Origin of the sequence: Rhodococcus sp. P1Y, from assembly GCF_003641205.1 — a bacterium.
Taxonomy (GTDB): domain Bacteria; phylum Actinomycetota; class Actinomycetes; order Mycobacteriales; family Mycobacteriaceae; genus Rhodococcoides.
The window spans coordinates 4,984,667-4,999,330 of sequence record NZ_CP032762.1 but is presented as its reverse complement, the minus strand read 5'-3'; the positions used below and the strand labels follow the sequence as shown (position 1 = coordinate 4,999,330).

General features: G+C 62.8%; 16 protein-coding genes, 1 tRNA gene and 1 pseudogene. 10 read left to right on the top strand and 8 right to left on the bottom strand.

Annotation, left to right across the window (positions count from 1 at the left end; genetic code table 11):
- Window positions 1–47: 47 nt before the first annotated feature.
- Window positions 48–479 (top strand): nitroreductase/quinone reductase family protein, encoded by a 432-nt coding sequence (locus D8W71_RS23010; protein ID WP_121116893.1) that lies wholly within the window; start codon window positions 48–50, stop codon window positions 477–479.
- A gap of 72 nt (window positions 480–551) precedes the next feature.
- Here D8W71_RS23010 and D8W71_RS23005 read toward each other — a convergent pair whose 3' ends face one another.
- Window positions 552–1,019, bottom strand: coding sequence for a group II truncated hemoglobin (locus D8W71_RS23005; RefSeq protein WP_121116891.1), 468 nt, complete (start codon window positions 1,017–1,019; stop codon window positions 552–554).
- A 50-nt stretch (window positions 1,020–1,069) separates the two neighbouring features.
- On the opposite strand from D8W71_RS23005, the gene D8W71_RS23000 reads away from it, so the two are divergent.
- From D8W71_RS23000 to D8W71_RS28100, 4 genes and pseudogenes are all read left to right on the top strand, one after another.
- The gene (locus D8W71_RS23000; protein WP_236077580.1) at window positions 1,070–1,651 is read left to right on the top strand and encodes a TetR/AcrR family transcriptional regulator; all 582 of its coding nucleotides are present in this window, start codon (window positions 1,070–1,072) and stop codon (window positions 1,649–1,651) included.
- A gap of 139 nt (window positions 1,652–1,790) precedes the next feature.
- The gene (locus D8W71_RS22995; protein ID WP_201265169.1) at window positions 1,791–2,039 is read left to right on the top strand and encodes a hypothetical protein; all 249 of its coding nucleotides are present in this window, start codon (window positions 1,791–1,793) and stop codon (window positions 2,037–2,039) included.
- Window positions 2,040–2,194: 155 nt separating this feature from the next.
- A pseudogene (locus tag D8W71_RS28265) lies at window positions 2,195–2,356 on the top strand (VOC family protein); the annotation flags it as partial.
- A 57-nt stretch (window positions 2,357–2,413) separates the two neighbouring features.
- A complete protein-coding gene (locus D8W71_RS28100; protein ID WP_236077578.1) occupies window positions 2,414–2,818 on the top strand; it encodes a VOC family protein in 405 nt (134 codons plus the stop codon).
- 16 nt (window positions 2,819–2,834) lie between these two features.
- Here the strand turns inward: D8W71_RS28100 and D8W71_RS22985 are convergent, their stop codons facing one another.
- From D8W71_RS22985 to D8W71_RS22970, 4 genes are all read right to left on the bottom strand, one after another.
- Window positions 2,835–3,425 carry a class I SAM-dependent methyltransferase gene (locus D8W71_RS22985; protein WP_121116889.1) on the bottom strand — a complete coding sequence of 197 codons (591 nt, stop codon included), beginning with the start codon at window positions 3,423–3,425 and terminating at the stop codon, window positions 2,835–2,837.
- 218 nt (window positions 3,426–3,643) lie between these two features.
- Window positions 3,644–4,810 (bottom strand): sulfotransferase family protein, encoded by a 1,167-nt coding sequence (locus D8W71_RS22980; RefSeq protein ID WP_121116887.1) that lies wholly within the window; start codon window positions 4,808–4,810, stop codon window positions 3,644–3,646.
- Between the two features lie 10 nt (window positions 4,811–4,820).
- Window positions 4,821–5,597 (bottom strand): SDR family oxidoreductase, encoded by a 777-nt coding sequence (locus D8W71_RS22975; protein ID WP_121116885.1) that lies wholly within the window; start codon window positions 5,595–5,597, stop codon window positions 4,821–4,823.
- Window positions 5,594–6,754: a hypothetical protein gene (locus D8W71_RS22970; RefSeq protein WP_121119797.1), complete on the bottom strand. Its 1,161-nt coding sequence runs from the start codon at window positions 6,752–6,754 to the stop codon at window positions 5,594–5,596. The genes D8W71_RS22975 and D8W71_RS22970 overlap by 4 nt, the downstream gene beginning before the upstream one ends.
- A 92-nt stretch (window positions 6,755–6,846) precedes the next feature.
- Between D8W71_RS22970 and D8W71_RS22965 the strand changes: the two genes are divergently transcribed.
- The 4 genes from D8W71_RS22965 (at window position 6,847) to D8W71_RS22950 (ending at window position 11,689) form a co-directional block, all read left to right on the top strand.
- Window positions 6,847–7,734, top strand: a complete 888-nt coding sequence (locus D8W71_RS22965) for a helix-turn-helix domain-containing protein (protein WP_121116883.1) — start codon at window positions 6,847–6,849, stop codon at window positions 7,732–7,734.
- An 87-nt stretch (window positions 7,735–7,821) separates the two neighbouring features.
- Window positions 7,822–8,733, top strand: coding sequence for a sulfate adenylyltransferase subunit CysD (gene cysD / locus D8W71_RS22960; RefSeq protein ID WP_121116881.1), 912 nt, complete (start codon window positions 7,822–7,824; stop codon window positions 8,731–8,733).
- Window positions 8,733–10,568, top strand: coding sequence for an adenylyl-sulfate kinase (gene cysC / locus D8W71_RS22955; RefSeq protein ID WP_121116879.1), 1,836 nt, complete (start codon window positions 8,733–8,735; stop codon window positions 10,566–10,568). The genes cysD and cysC overlap by 1 nt, the downstream gene beginning before the upstream one ends.
- Window positions 10,565–11,689 carry a 3'(2'),5'-bisphosphate nucleotidase CysQ gene (locus D8W71_RS22950; protein ID WP_121116877.1) on the top strand — a complete coding sequence of 375 codons (1,125 nt, stop codon included), beginning with the start codon at window positions 10,565–10,567 and terminating at the stop codon, window positions 11,687–11,689. The genes cysC and D8W71_RS22950 overlap by 4 nt, the downstream gene beginning before the upstream one ends.
- Here the strand turns inward: D8W71_RS22950 and D8W71_RS22945 are convergent.
- A complete protein-coding gene (locus D8W71_RS22945; protein ID WP_121116875.1) occupies window positions 11,655–12,887 on the bottom strand; it encodes an erythromycin esterase family protein in 1,233 nt (410 codons plus the stop codon). The two genes, D8W71_RS22950 and D8W71_RS22945, sit on opposite strands and share 35 nt — an antisense overlap.
- A gap of 61 nt (window positions 12,888–12,948) precedes the next feature.
- Here D8W71_RS22945 and D8W71_RS22940 point away from each other — a divergent pair, with 61 nt between their 5' ends.
- Window positions 12,949–13,653 (top strand): TioE family transcriptional regulator, encoded by a 705-nt coding sequence (locus D8W71_RS22940; protein ID WP_201265168.1) that lies wholly within the window; start codon window positions 12,949–12,951, stop codon window positions 13,651–13,653.
- Here the strand turns inward: D8W71_RS22940 and D8W71_RS22935 are convergent.
- Both D8W71_RS22935 and D8W71_RS22930 read right to left on the bottom strand, forming a co-directional pair.
- The gene (locus D8W71_RS22935) at window positions 13,650–14,546 is read right to left on the bottom strand and encodes a hypothetical protein (protein ID WP_121116871.1); all 897 of its coding nucleotides are present in this window, start codon (window positions 14,544–14,546) and stop codon (window positions 13,650–13,652) included. The genes D8W71_RS22940 and D8W71_RS22935 overlap by 4 nt on opposite strands.
- Window positions 14,547–14,580: 34 nt before the next feature.
- A tRNA-Arg gene (locus D8W71_RS22930) sits at window positions 14,581–14,653 on the bottom strand.
- Between the last annotated feature and the right edge of the window lie 11 nt (window positions 14,654–14,664).

Genomic DNA, 14,664 nt, shown 5'->3' with positions numbered 1-14,664 from the left:
GGAGGTTGGGAGAGCATGGGCGAAGATATCCGTTCTCCCGACGGCAGATGCATCCAATTTCCAAGGCCGCATTGATGTTTCGTAACCGAGCGGCCGTTGCCCTGTACCGGAGATCAAACGGCCGCCTCGGCGGGAGGTCCGTTGGACTGCCCGTTCTGCTGTTGACGGTGCCCGGACGCAAGACAGGCCTGTCAAGAACGACACCTGTCATCTATCTCGAGCACGGCTCTTCGTACGTGGTGGTGGGTTCCGCATTCGGCGCGAAAACCGATCCGGACTGGGTAAAGAATCTTGTCGTGGCCAAGTCCGCCGTGATCCGGGTTGGTGACAGGGAGTGGGAGGTATCAGCAAGGATTGCGGTCGACGAAGAGCGCGATCGTCTGTGGCATGAAGTAGTTATGCCCGCACTGCCGGTGATTGCGAAACACGAAGAGAAGTCCGGACGAATGTTCGCCCTCGGCGTCCTCGTGAGACTGTAGGAAGGACAGCGTGCGGAATCGGCGCGGGGCAGGTCAACCTACCTGCAAAGCCGTGCGCTCGAATTCCAAAGATCAAGCGCCAGGATTCCAGGGCGGCGCGACGCCCCAGCCCCAGCGTGGGACGGGTGCGTCGGCCACCACCTCGGCATTCGGCTGAGAGTTAGAGAACGCCAGTCGCGTTCCCCATTCGACGTATGCCATGAATGCCGAGCGGAACTCGGGATCGTCGGGTAGCCCGGCGTCGTCGGCCGCGATCGACATCAACTCCACGAATCGACGACGCTGCAATGCTGTGATTCCCAGGTCGATGTGGTGGGCGAGCATGCGGTGGTATCCACCGAGCTCGGCTGTGTAGCGATCGGGTCCGCCGAAAACCTCGGCCCACCAGAGGGTGACGTGAGCACGGTGATCTTCGCCCACGCCACCGGGAAACATCGGCGACAGCAACGGGTCTCGCTCGACGTGGTCGTAGAACGCGTCGAGCAGCCGCCGGAACGCACCGTCTCCGCCGGCCCAGTCGTAGAGCGTCGGATCTGCCATCTTCGATACAATACACAACAGTATTGTATTGACAAGGTATGTTGCCAATCATGGTGAGCAAGACGGGCCGTGCGCGCGATACGACGATCGACGACCGCGTTCTTGCCGTCGCCGCGCGACATCTGGCCGAATCGGGGTACGACGCCATGTCTGTTCATCGCGTGGCGTCCGACGCCGGCACGACCCGGCAAGCCATCTACCGCCGGTGGGCGACGAAGGCTGCGCTCGCGGAAGCAGCCGTCACCGCCGTCACCGAAGTCGCATCGCCCGAACTCGACGACGCCGAGCCGTTCGAAGCGCTGGTCCGCGAACTCACCGACTTCAGCTCGGGTGTCTCGCGCCCCGGCCGTATGGCTCTTGTGGGGACAATGCTGCAGGAGGGCACCGACGAGGATGTTCGTGACCGTTACCAGGCAGGCGTCGTAGCCCCACGACGGCAACGTATTCGCGACATCCTCGAACGCGGTCAGCGCGCCGGATCAATTCCGGTCGACGCGGACCTCGAGATAGTCGTTCCGATGGCCACCGGCTCGTTCTACGGCCGGGCACTCGCCGGAGATCCCATTCCCGAACGCTGGCCAGAGCGAACGGCCGCGTTGATCTGGCGGGCGGCCGGAGGCGACCCGCGCTAGGAGTGGTCAGCGCTTTCGGCGTGCTCCTGCCGAGCGGGGCGGTACGGCTCGCATGCGATCGCGGACGGAGGGAGCAGGTTGCTGAATACCTTGCGGTCTGCGATAGCGTCGAGAGCAACTGCTGGCGAACGACGTTCACGTGACCGGGTATCGCACGCATCTCCGTAGCGATGCGTCGCAACTCACGGAACTGGTGGAGCGCGACGATCGCGGTGAGCTCGTCGTCGATATCGGCGAGCGCGTACCTCTCCGCGACCTCGCGGCAGTTCATGCTCGCGCGGCCGCGGGGACGTCGATGGGCAAAGTCGTTTCGTCCCTGACGCTTGATGTCATTGGTCGTACTGCTGTGAATGTCGGAGTCTGCGCGTACCTTTCACGTGTACGCTAACCCGCTCATCCCAGGAGAAGTCATGCCCAGCAAGGATTTCACCGTCGACGCCCCGTGTTGGATCGATCTGACCAGCGGCGATCCAGGCCGCGTTGTTCCGTTCTACGAGAACCTCTTCGGTTGGCACGCGGACGTCGCCGAGGAGTTCGGCGGATATGTCACGTTCGTCAAGGACGGAGTCAACGTTGCGGGAGTTGGCGGCCAGATGCCGGGGCACGACGGTGTCGAACGTCTGGAACACCTACATCGCCTCGTCCGACGCCGATGCCACCGCCCGGAAGGTGGCCGAAGCGGGTGGGCAGGTGCTGTTCCCTGCGATGACGGTCGGAGACCAGGGGACGATGTCACTCTTCACCGACCCTGGGGGAGCGGTCGTGGGGATCTGGCAGGCCGATCAGCATCGTGGCTACGGTGCATGGGGTGAACACGGCACACCGGTGTGGCACGAACAGTTCACCCGCGCTTATACCGCGTCGCTGCCGTTCTACGAATCTGTGTTCGGATGGACCTACGAGGTTCTCGGTGACACCGATGAGTTCAGGTATGCGCAGGCAATCGTCGACGGTGACATGGTCGCCGGAATCATGGATGCTACCGCGTTTCTACCACCGTCGCATTGGCGGGTGTACTTCGGGGTGGACGACACGGATGCGGCTGTTGCGAAGGTGATCGAACTGGGCGGAACCGTCGTCGATCAACCGGAGGACTCGCCGTTCGGGCGAGTTGCAGGTATCGCGGACCCGCTCGGTGCCAGGTTCCAGATCGCGTCAGTAAATTAGTTCGGCGACGAGGCCTTCAGGCCAACAGCTCAGGCGCACGGGCGACGGTCACTGCCCAGTCAGCGCCCTGCCGCCAAGGGCGTAGGTCCCAGGTCGAAAACCGATGTTCGACGCCTAAGCCGACGGCGTCGAGGTGGTCGTCGAACTGCTCGACGGTGTAGGCCCTGTCGGTAGCGAAGCCTGCAACGAATACGCCCCCGGGCTTCACGTGAGCGGCGATCCGTTCGAGGGCTGTTCGTTCGGTGCCCGGTTCCATGAACACCATCACGTTGCCCGCTGCGATCACGGCGTCGAACCTTTCGCCAAGGTCCAACCCGGTCAGATCGGCCTGGTGAACGGTGATCTGGGTGTGCGCACGCGCAGCCTCGACGAATACAGGATCGAGGTCGACTGCAGTCACCCGATGACCGCGGCGTGCAAGTTCCGCACCGAGACGCGCTGTGCCGCAACCCGCGTCGAGGACCGTGCTTCCGGGAGCGAGTAAGGCGTCGACCATCCGGGCTTCACCGTGCAGGTCGACGCCGCGGGATTCCAACCGCGCAAACCGTTCGACGTATTCGCGCGACTGAGCCTCGGTGTTCTCGTTCTGCCAGCGTGTCGGGGCCATGCCACACCCTAGCTCCGAGGTGACTGAATGGGACATTCGCTCCGCGCCGGTGACCGAATGAGCCGTTCGTTCACCGGCGAGACCGAATGAGACATTCGCACACTCAGAGTGACCGAATGAGCCGTTCGTTCACCGGCGAGACCGAATGAGACATTCGCACACTCAGAGTGACCCAAACAGCCGTTCGGTCACCCGGCGAGACCGAAACAGACATTCGGTCACCCTGGAGACCCCTGAACCCGGGCGCCGGCGAACCTTCGGTCCACCTCAGGCCCATCGAGGCCGAAGTCGGCGAGGCTGTACTTGTGTGCCGGCCTACGCACTCCGGTTCGGCTCGATTCGTGCATGGATTCCATTGCGGTGCGAGCATCGTCGGTGAGGGCGAGCCCGAAGTGTCGGTACACCTGCGCGACGGTTCCGAGTGGTTCGGCGACGAAGTCGTGGTAGTCGACATCGTAGAACTGCGATGCAGACGCTTGCGCGCGTGCTGCAGAGAACGAGTGCACCCCACGCTCCCACAGTTCGAGCTGGGTGCGTCCGATGGTCTCGCCGGTGAACTTCGAGCTCCATCCTTGCGTTGCTTGTTCGGCGAGACTGCATACCGACGGCATGATCGTGCTCGGCTCCCGGTGACACTGGATGATCAGGGCATCAGGGTAGACCTGCAGTAGCTCTTCCAGCGCGAACAGGTGGCTCGGGTTCTTGAGCACCCATCGCCGTCCGACGTCGTGCATTCCGATCAGCTGAAGATTGTTGCGGTGACGCTGATAGGGCGCGAGCCAGCTCTGCTCGGCCAGCCAGGTCGAGTACGTGGGGACGTACGCCAAGCATTCGTAAGCGATGGATTGGACCGACTGCCTGAGCAGTTGCCAGCATTCTTCGACCTCGGACGCCGACATGTAGTGCACGCCCATGAATTCGGGGTGCTCCACGTGATGCTGCGCGAACCCCTTCTCGATCTGCGCGAACACGGGATTCGATTCCCAGGTTTCGCGCGGCGGACGAGGCTGCGGCATCTCGGTCAGCCACATTTCGAGGCCTTGGTGGGCTGGGTCGACGGTCAACAAGCGATGCAGCGCAGTCGTTCCCGTACGGGGAAGCCCGGTGACGAAGATGGGCCGCTCGATAGGCACATCCACCCAGCCGGGATTCGCTCTCCACGCGTGCTCGCTCAACAATCTGGCCACCAGTGCGCCGCGAAGGAAGAATCGACTCATCTTCGAGCCGATCGGAGTCAGCTCGGCATCGCGTTGGTAGGACTCGAGCAGCGTTTCCAGTCCTTCTCGGTAGTCGTCCGATCCGAAGTCGTCGAGTCCGGTGAACTTCTTCGCCGACGCGTGTAGATCCTCGGCTGTGCCGACGTCGGTACGTTCGGTGCTGGTCACTTCTTCGCTCCTAGTGGTGGTATTCGCCGCAGTTGACGTCGAGGCATTGACCGGTGACGGCGCGAGCGAGCGGGGACGCGAGAAACACCACGGCGTCGGCGATCTCCTCCGGCTCGGGTAGACGCCGCAAATCGGTGGTGGAGGCGGTCTGCTCGTAGATCTGTTCGCTGGTGGTTCCGTACTTCTTTGCCATGTGCGCGAAGTAACCCTGCAGCGTGGATCCCCAAATATATCCAGGTGCAACGGTGTTGACGCGCACGCCCTGGGGTCCTAGCTCACTGGCAAGAGTCTGCGACATCGCAAGCAGCGACGCCTTGGCGATCTTGTAGCTACCGTACTTCGGCTGCGAATGTCGCAGGACTGCCGAGTTGATCATCACGATCGACCCTGCGGACTCGACGAGGGCTGGGGTGAACAGCTGCGACAACCGCAAGGTTCCGAAGACGGACAGTTCGAGCCCTCGGCGAATGATCGATTCGTCGGTGTGTGCGAGGTCCTTCATCGACGGGATTGCGAACGCGTTGTTGACAAGAACGTCGACGTGACCGAACGAATTCAGCGCGGAGTCGACGAGTGCCGAGGACGATTCGGGGTCCGTGATGTCCGTCGACACCACCAGGGCTCGACGGCCCAGTTCTGCAACCTCTTTCGCCACTTCCCTCAAGAAGTCCTCGGTCCGTGCCGCCAACACCACGTCGGCGCCCGCGGCTGCGCTACGCAAGGCTATGGACCTACCGAGTGACGGCCCGACGCCGGAGACGACGACGACCTTCCCCTCGAGCATCATCCGAGCATCCGAGTCGCCACCGCATCGCGTCTGGCATCGATCCGTGACGCGAAGTCCTCGGGGCTGATCTTGTTGCTGTCGTAGTAGGGAAGCACTTGTGAAATGTGGTCGAAGTCGACGATCTGCACAGTGGGGCCGTCCTCAGCGGTCATCTCGCGCGAGACTCGTTGCCAACGAAACTGCGCGTAGCCTCGCGAATGTCCCGTCGTCTCGATCCAGTTGGTCACCTCGGGGTTTCGCTCACTGACTACGAGTCGAATGTTGCCGTCCGGGTCCGTCTGCGCCTGATCCGCGGTAAGAGAGGTCTGGTGGTGAATGTAGTCGAGCGAGATGTACCACAGGCTGCCCAGTTGGAATCCTTGATATGGCGCATCGGATTTCGGCACGGTGATGATCATCGCTTGGTCCTCGCGTAACTCGTAGTGGCCGGCCGACGAGTATTGCGTGCTCAAACCGCCGGGGGTGAGACGCGGTTCGGTCATCGTATTGACCTCGAGATTCAGGTAGAACCACTGAGGGAATTGCAGGAACGTTCGGATCCGTCCGAGCAACATCTTGCCTGCCGTCGAATAGCGCTTCGCGACAGCTTCTTTCGTACGAACCACGGGTGCATCCCCGGATGACCCGATTCGTCGAATGGTCAAGGTCCCGCGTGAGGCGGTCCAGTCGCTGTACACCTCGCGTACCACGAGCATCGACGATCCTTCGCCGAGAGTGAAGTGGTTGGGTAGATCGGACGGTCGCCCGAAATGCAGTGCGAACGAACCATCTGGCTCGACCGAAATAGACCGGTCGTCGAACGCCGTCAGGCTGTCGGGTACGTCAACGGGGGAGTAGTCGCCCTTGAGGATCTGGAAGCTCAGATCCGTTGTGGTTCCGCGTGTCCCTTCCACCACATACTCGTACTCGTCGGAAATATTGGCGTGAAAGTACAAGGTGTCGGGGTTGTCGAGGCCCATCTTAGTGTAAGGGCCGGTGGAGGAGGCGAAGATCGGAAATCGAGTGTCGTATGCCCATGCCATCTGGAGCGAGGCTCGAACACTCCCGGCCAGGTACTCGTATCCCTCGACCAGGTCCTGTTCGCTCCGCACGTGCGGAGCGTCTTCGATGATCTTTTCCGCGGCCGCCGTCGCTTCGGTGAATGAATCGGTAAGCACACCCATCTCCTTGCAACTGGTGGTACAAATACGTACCGATCTGGTAGAACAGGTTGCAGAAACGACAATAGAACGTGTTCTAGGGAGGGTCAATGGCCGGTCGTACGTCGCCGCCGACGGACCGGGTGGTCGCGGTGCTCGACTACATGGTGGCGCGAGGTGATCAGAGGTTCGGATTGTCCGAACTCGCACGGGCTCTCGACATCAGCAAACCCACGTGCTTGGGCATACTGTCCTCGCTGGTGGACGGCGGTTATCTTGTTCGCGAACCGGCTCCCGTCACCTACGGACTCGGTCCGGCGCTGATTGCCGCGGGACGCGCAGCGCATGAAGCGTTCGCGATCGGCCCACTCGTCGAGTCGAAGCTGGAATCGTTGAGCGCTGCGTACGACACGACGTGCACCGCGTCCCAGGTGGTGGGCGACCGCATCACTCTTCTGGCAGTGGTCGGACGGGAAGACGCGCGCACGGCGAAGGTCGGCGAGTCGTACCCGTTCGCGCCACCGGTGGGACTTATGTACGTGCTGTGGGACTCCGACGATCGGGTCGAGGAGTGGTTACAGCGCGAGCCTGCGCTGCCGATTCGGCTCGACCGCGATCACCTTCTGAGGGTCATCGGCGAGTGCCGCCGAAACGGCTATCTCGTCGAGACTCTCACCGACGTTGGACGGCGACTGCATTCCGCGATGGCGGGCGTTGCCGCACGTGAACTACCGGACGAGGTTCGTGAACTGCTCGGGGAGGTGGTGTCGAGTCTCGGTGAGCGGGTGTATCTGGGGCGGAGCGGGCACGGTGAGATGCATGGTGTCAGCGTCATTGCCGCGCCGACGTACGACGCCCGGGGGCGACAGGCGATGGTGTTGACCCTGCACGTGGGCAAGCAAATCGACGGCGCGGAGATCGCGCGGCGCGGGGCGGCGTTGCGCGCGGTTGCGGACGAAGTGACATCTTTGGCGGGCGGGCGTCGACCCACACGTTGACCGATTGCTAGAACAGGTTCTATTGTTCGATGCATCAAGCGTGAACCGAGTCGGTACAAATATGGACCGACCGATCGGAGGGACGCCATGTCGGCCACGTACCAACTGACTCATCTCGGCGCACTGGAGGCCGAGGCTGTTCACATCTTTCGCGAAGTTGCGGCAACGGCAGAACGTCCGGTGTTGCTGTTCTCCGGGGGTAAGGACTCGGTGGTAATGCTGCACCTGGCGGCCAAGGCGTTCTGGCCGGCACCAATTCCGTTCTCTGTCATGCACATCGACACCGGCCACAACTTCGACGAAGTCATCGAATTTCGAGATGCGACCGCCGAGGCGTCGGGCATCGATCTCATCGTTGCGTCGGTGCAGGACGATATCGACGCGGGCCGCTCGGCCGACGAAACCGGCCCCGGGGCAACGCGGAATCGCTTGCAGACTGCAACGCTGCTCCGCGCCATCGGTGAACATCGCTTCGACGCGGTGTTCGGAGGAGCGCGGCGCGACGAGGAGAAAGCTCGTGCGAAAGAGCGCATCTTCAGCTTCAGAGACCGACACGGACAGTGGGACCCGCGCAAGCAGCGTCCGGAGTTGTGGCAGTTGTACAACGGCAGGCACCTGCCGGGCGAGCACTTCAGAGTCTTCCCGCTGTCCAACTGGACCGAACTCGACATCTGGCAGTACATCGCGGCCGAGGACATCGCGTTGCCCAGCATCTACTATGCCCATCGGCGCATGGTGATCCCGCGCGACGGAATGTTGATGGCTGCAACACGATTCATCGATCTTCTCGATGACGAGGAACCGTTCGAGTCGTTGGTGAGATTCCGTACGGTCGGCGACGCCACCTGCACCGGTTGCGTCAACTCGGCGGCGGCCGACGCGAATGCGGTGGTGCTCGAGATCGCGACGACTCGGACGACAGAGCGGGGAGCAACTCGCGGCGACGACCGAATTTCGGAGTCAGGTATGGAAGACCGCAAGAAGGAAGGTTACTTCTGATGTCGCAGCTTCTGCGGGTCGCGACGGCGGGCAGTGTCGACGACGGAAAGTCGACGTTGATCGGTCGGTTGCTCTACGACTCCAAGTCGATCTTCGAGGACCAGCTGGAGGCGGTGGAGCGTACGAGTCGACAGCGAGGAGGGGATTCGACCGACTTGGCTCTGTTGACCGACGGATTGCGCGCCGAACGCGAGCAGGGAATCACGATCGACGTCGCCCACCGATATTTCGCGACGGACAAACGCAAGTTCATCATCGCCGACACTCCTGGGCACGAGCAGTACACCCGCAACATGGTCACGGGAGCATCGACTGCGGACGTCGCATTGATTCTCGTCGACGCCAGGGCAGGCGTGCTCGAGCAGACCAGGCGGCATGCGTTTCTGGCGTCGTTGCTCGGTATTCCGCATCTCGTGTTGTGCGTGAACAAGATGGACCTCGTCGATTGGTCGGAGGCCAGATTCGAGGAGGTGAAGTCCGAATTTCGCGATTTCGCCGCAAAACTCGACGTCCATGATCTGACGTTCGTACCCATGTCGGCGTTGGATGGAGACAACGTCGTCCATCGAAGCCGCGCTATGGCGTGGTACCAGGGGAGTTCCCTGCTGCATCATCTCGAGGACGTGCATATCGCGTCGGACCGCAACCTCATCGACGCCAGATTTCCTGTTCAGTACGTGATCAGGTCCGGGCGGTCGGAGTACCGAGATTTTCGCGGGTACGCCGGAACCGTCGCAGGCGGGGTCTTCAAGGCCGGTGACGAGGTCCTCGCGCTGCCGTCGGGATCCTCGACGCGAATCAAGGCCGTGCGAGGCCCAGGCGGTGAGGAGGTATCCGAGGGGTTCGCTTCCTCTGCGGTATGTATGGAGCTCGACGACGATGTCGATCTGGGGCGAGGGCACATGCTTGTGCGTCCGAACAATCGCCCACTCGTCGGGTCCGAGATCGATGCGATGGTCTGTTGGCTGACCGACGACTCTGCCCTGCGTGCGGGCAACCGCTATCTTCTGATGCACACCACGGCAACTACTCCTGCAGATGTCGTCACCCTGGACTACCGGCTCGACGTCAATACCCTCCACCGTGATTCACCCGCTGATTCGTTGGCGCTCAACGCGATCGGGCGAGTGCAGCTTCGGACTCACCGTCCGCTGTTCTTCGATCCCTATCGCCGGAACAGGGTGACCGGCAGCTTTCTGCTCGTCGACGAACGCTCGGGTGCCACGGTCGCGGCCGGCATGATCACTGGCCCGACGCCCGCGTCTACCGGTGCTGTCTGGAGTTCGTCTCGGATCGAGCGCGACCAACGAACCACCCGAGGCGCGACCGTGTGGATGACCGGTTTGTCGGCGTCGGGTAAATCGACGATCGCCGCTGAGCTGGAACGGTTGCTTGTGGCGTCGGGCAAGCCTGCGTATCGGCTCGACGGTGACAACTTGCGTCACGGGCTCAATTCCGACCTGACGTTCTCCGCGTCGGACCGCGCCGAGAACGTGCGGCGCGTCGGAGCCGTGGCGGAGTTGATGGCGGATGCGGGCCTCGTCTCGATCGCATGTCTGATCAGCCCGTACCGGCGGGACCGTGACGAAGTACGTCGCCTCCACAAGGCGGCAGGAATCCCATTTTTCGAAGTGTTCGTCGACACCCCTATTGCCCTGTGCGAGAAGCGTGACCCCAAGGGGATGTACGCGAAAGCGCGCGCAGGTGAAATAAAAGGGTTCACCGGAGTGGACGATCCCTACGAAACCCCGGACCATCCGGACCTGGTGCTTCATCCCGGGGACGGTGACTGCGCGACACAAGCGCGCAAGATCATGGAATTGTTGAGCGCGTGAGCGCAGCCTTTACGCCTGAAGACGACGCACAGTTCGCCGCCGACGTCGCCGAAGCCGCAGGTCAGCTCCTGCTCGACGTGCGCGAGAGGGAGAGCGGTAGGACCGAAGGCCGTGAACTCGGCCGGCTCGGAGATGCCGAAGCCAACACCTACATCCTCAGCAGGCTCGCGTCGGAGCGGTCAGCGGACGCTGTCCTGTCCGAGGAGTCCGCTGACGACCTGAGCAGGCTCGATGCGCGCAGGGTGTGGATCATCGACCCGCTCGACGGCTCGCGTGAATACGGGATCGCTGGGCGCGGCGACTGGGCGGTGCACGTCGGATTGTGGGAGGCCGAGACGGGCATGACCGCGTCCGCGGTCGCTCAACCAGCTCTCGGCGTCGTGTACTCCACCGCGGCCATCCCGAGCCTGCCGCCGCCTGACGGGCGACCGAAGCTTGTCGTGAGCGACAGCCGGCCGCCCTACTACATCGAGCAGTTGGCCGCCGATGTCGAGGGTGAGGTCGTCACGATGGGGTCGGCGGGGGCCAAAGCCATGGCGGTGGTGCGGGGAGAGGTCGACGCCTACGTCCACTCCGGTGGGCAGTGGGAGTGGGACTCGGCGGCGCCGGTGGGCGTAGCCCTGGCGGCAGGCCTCCACTGCTCCCGGATAGACGGTTCTCCGTTGCTGTACAACCGGTCTCACCCCTACCTGCCGGATCTCTTGATCTGCAGGCCCGAACTCGCCGAACCGCTGCTGCGCGGAATAGCCCGTCACGCAACGCGTGAGGCCGACACCGGCCGGGTCGCGATGGCGCGCGAGTATGTGAAGGCGCTGCAGAGCCACGATGCCACCAAGCTCCGTCTGTCCGAGAACTGCCGGCGCGTCGAGAACGGCCAGATCACCGGTGAGACAGGTCAGTTCATCAGAAACGATCTCGAACACGGTCCGCAGTACATTCCCATCACCGCTGTTCGCGATCTGGACATCAAGGAGTGGGACACCAGCGTGGTTGCGCGCTATCTATTGGATCTCGACGGCGGACTCACCGTGTCGATCACCGAACATTTTTTCATCCCGGCCGGCGATATCACGGCCATCACCGCGATCATCGAGCCGATCGAAAAGACGATTCGTCGGTAGGTCGAGACGCATCCTTGACGAAGAGGAGTCCGTTGAACTCGGCCAGCTGAGCAGGATCGATCGGTGCGTATCCGAACCACGACGACGTGCGAGTGTTCGGCAGCGTGTCGCCGAGTGCCGCCGACAACGAGTGCGTATCGACCAAGAATCGGTCTCCCGGCATCGCATAGAGGAGTCCCTCGAGCGTGTCCGGCGACGGAGTGCCCACGTCGTGGTGGTGCATTGTGCCCAATGCGGTTGGGACAAAGCCATAGTCGTCGTTCAATTCGGCGCTGACCACAGCGCCGGCACACCACCACTCGATGGGCCCTTGCCACATCTGCATCCTGCTTCGTTGCCGCTGCAGATGGCTGTTGTGAGCGTAGACGAGGGTAGGGGCCTTCTCGGTGAGAGCGAGTAGGTTGGCGGCCATCATCGAGTCTCGCAACCCGCACAGGCGTGCCATCCGGGCAGCTGAATCGTCGGCCATCCAGTAGTGATATCGGAGCAATCCTGTCGCAGTGCGGCCGTGCAGGCACGCGCGATCCCACGCCGGGCCGGTCGTCTTCCTCCGTAGATCAGGCGCTTGCGAGAAGAGAAGGTCAACCAGATCGTCTGCGAGAACGCGCAAATCGATTGCGTGCGCACTTCGGCCGATGGATTTCGACGGGTCCATCATGGCCTCGGGATCGGTCCACTGCCTGTCGTCTCCGATCAATCCATCGAGGGTCTCGGCGGTGACAGGCAACAGGTCGGCGTTCACCCACTCGGCCAAATAGGAATGCAGAGCACACAGTGACACTCGGGGGCTCGCGGCAGCGGACATTTCCAGTGGACCGTCGAATCCCGCGAACCGAACTCGCATCGATGCTTCTCGCCCGTCGTTGTATTCGCGCATCCACTGCACGAGTGCGCGGTTGCCCGCCAGCAGACCCCACTCGTGACTGAATCCGTTCTCCATGACCTCATCGAGACTGCCGATGCCGGAACAGACGTAATCGTCTACCGTCACGCCCAGCACGCAGTCGCTTTCGAGAGCGATGATGCGGTAGTCGTGCCCTTCGACGAGCTGTCGGAAGACCTCGTTGCGCAGTTGGAGCAGCGCTTCGGCCCCATGGGTCGGTTCACCGATTGCGAAGAGTCGCGGCCGAGTGGAAAACAACTCCATCAACGCCTGGGCATCGATGGAACGGATGGACTCTATCGGCGATGCAGGCATACCTTGAACGGTATCGTTGAACTTTCCATTGAGACTTCGGGACGAGTACGGCGGTCAAACGGTGCAAAACCCTCAACACCTTCGTCCGGTCGACCTCGCGCGCGAGCACGGGCTGTCCACCCAGGCGGTACGAAACTACGAGGACGCGGGAGTTCTGCCCACCGCCGAGCGCTCGGCCGCCGGCTACCGGACGTACACAGCGCTGCACGCGCAGGCCCTCCGTTCGTTTCTGGCGTTGATTCCCGGCCATGGTCATCAGGCGTCGACGTCGATCATGCGCGCAGTGAACGCGGGAAACCTCGACGAGGCGTTGAGCATCATCGACGACGCTCACGCCCGATTGCTCGAAGATCGCGGCACCCTCCGAGCTGTCGAGAGGGCGCTTGCCGAGCTCGCGTCACCGAGCCCACGGCATGCTGAGCCCAGCGGCATGTTCATCGGACCACTCGCGCACAAGCTGGGAATCGAGCCGGCGACCCTACGAAAGTGGGAGCGCGCTGGCCTGATTCGACCGATACGCGATCGGCAGACCGGCTATCGCCTCTACACCGCGAGCGCCGTGCGCGACGCCCAGGTGACCCGCCAGCTGAGGAGAGGTGGCTACCTTCTCGAACAGATCGAGCCGATTCTGTCCGAAATACGAACCGCGGGAGGTATCGAGCCACTTCGGGGCGTACTGACCGACTGGCACAACGGGTTGTCGCAACGCGGTCGGGCAATGCTCACCGGCGCAGCTGAATTGAACACGTACCTGTGCGGACGCTAGCTCCGAAGTTTCTTCGTCGTTTTCTCCAGTTCCGCCGTCCTCGCTTGCGCGTCGGTCAGAATCCTTCGCAGACGGCGAGATTCACGCTCGCTCGACTTCTCGTTCTTTCGCGCGTCTGCTTCGAGTGCTTCGGTTTCGTGCAGTTCGGCGCGCAGGCTCGTCAACTTCTGCTTTATCTCGGACAACCGCGCAGCCGCCTCTTCAGCGCTTGCTGCCGCTGACTCGGCCTGCTCGCGTGCGGCGTCTTCGTCCTGGCGTGCGTCGTCGAGATCCCGCTCGGCCTCGGCAAGTGCCTCAGCATCACGGGGATCCTCCTCGGAGGCGTCGGGTTCGGATACGCCGGGTCGAGATGCATCAGGTCGAGATGCATCGGGGTCCGGCGCCAACGCAAGCACAGCCGGGCCGAAGCCGCTGTACGATTCGGCCGTCACGACACGGCCACCGCGCACACGCTCGGCTACCTCGGGATCAGCCAGGGCCGCACCCAGAGTCTGGCCGACCTCGCGCGCAGCATCGTCGGTGGCGGAGCGGCCATGCTCACGAGCGATGTCGACGGCGCGGGCGGTCAATGCGCGAATCGATTTCTGGCGATCGGAGGACAATTCCCGCAGATCGCCTGTCGAGGAACGTCGCTGAGCGTCGCGCAGTCGGTCGCCGAGATCGAACAGGTCCGCGATGTCCTCGGGCTCGTGCCGGACGAGAAGGTTGACCATCCACCCGACGGTGGTGGGCTTGCGCAACTTGCCGATCGCCGTCGCCAGTGCGCGATTCCCGGCGTCCTTGGCTGCTGCTGCGGCGGTCTTCCGGGCAGTGACGAACTCGGCCGGATCGTGTGCGTACAACTCGGAAGCGACGTCGTCGAGTTCGGCATCATCGAATTCGGCGTCGGACACGTGGGTAATTCTTGCACCGTCACGCAGATATGTGTGCCCCCGGCAGGATTCGAACCTGCGGCCTTTCGCTCCGGAGGCGAACGCTCTATCCCCTGAGCTACGGGGGCCCGCCGAACGA

Coding starts and splice junctions, on each gene's coding strand:
- D8W71_RS22975 (WP_121116885.1), bottom strand. CDS start 5,597: ATGATGCTCGAGGGGAAGGTCGTCGTCGTCTCCGGCGTCGGGCCGTCA.
- D8W71_RS22965 (WP_121116883.1), top strand. CDS start 6,847: ATGGCCGGTCGTACGTCGCCGCCGACGGACCGGGTGGTCGCGGTGCTC.
- cysC (WP_121116879.1), top strand. CDS start 8,733: ATGTCGCAGCTTCTGCGGGTCGCGACGGCGGGCAGTGTCGACGACGGA.
- D8W71_RS23000 (WP_236077580.1), top strand. CDS start 1,070: ATGGTGAGCAAGACGGGCCGTGCGCGCGATACGACGATCGACGACCGC.
- D8W71_RS23010 (WP_121116893.1), top strand. CDS start 48: ATGCATCCAATTTCCAAGGCCGCATTGATGTTTCGTAACCGAGCGGCC.
- D8W71_RS23005 (WP_121116891.1), bottom strand. CDS start 1,019: ATGGCAGATCCGACGCTCTACGACTGGGCCGGCGGAGACGGTGCGTTC.
- D8W71_RS22985 (WP_121116889.1), bottom strand. CDS start 3,425: ATGGCCCCGACACGCTGGCAGAACGAGAACACCGAGGCTCAGTCGCGC.
- cysD (WP_121116881.1), top strand. CDS start 7,822: ATGTCGGCCACGTACCAACTGACTCATCTCGGCGCACTGGAGGCCGAG.
- D8W71_RS22945 (WP_121116875.1), bottom strand. CDS start 12,887: ATGCCTGCATCGCCGATAGAGTCCATCCGTTCCATCGATGCCCAGGCG.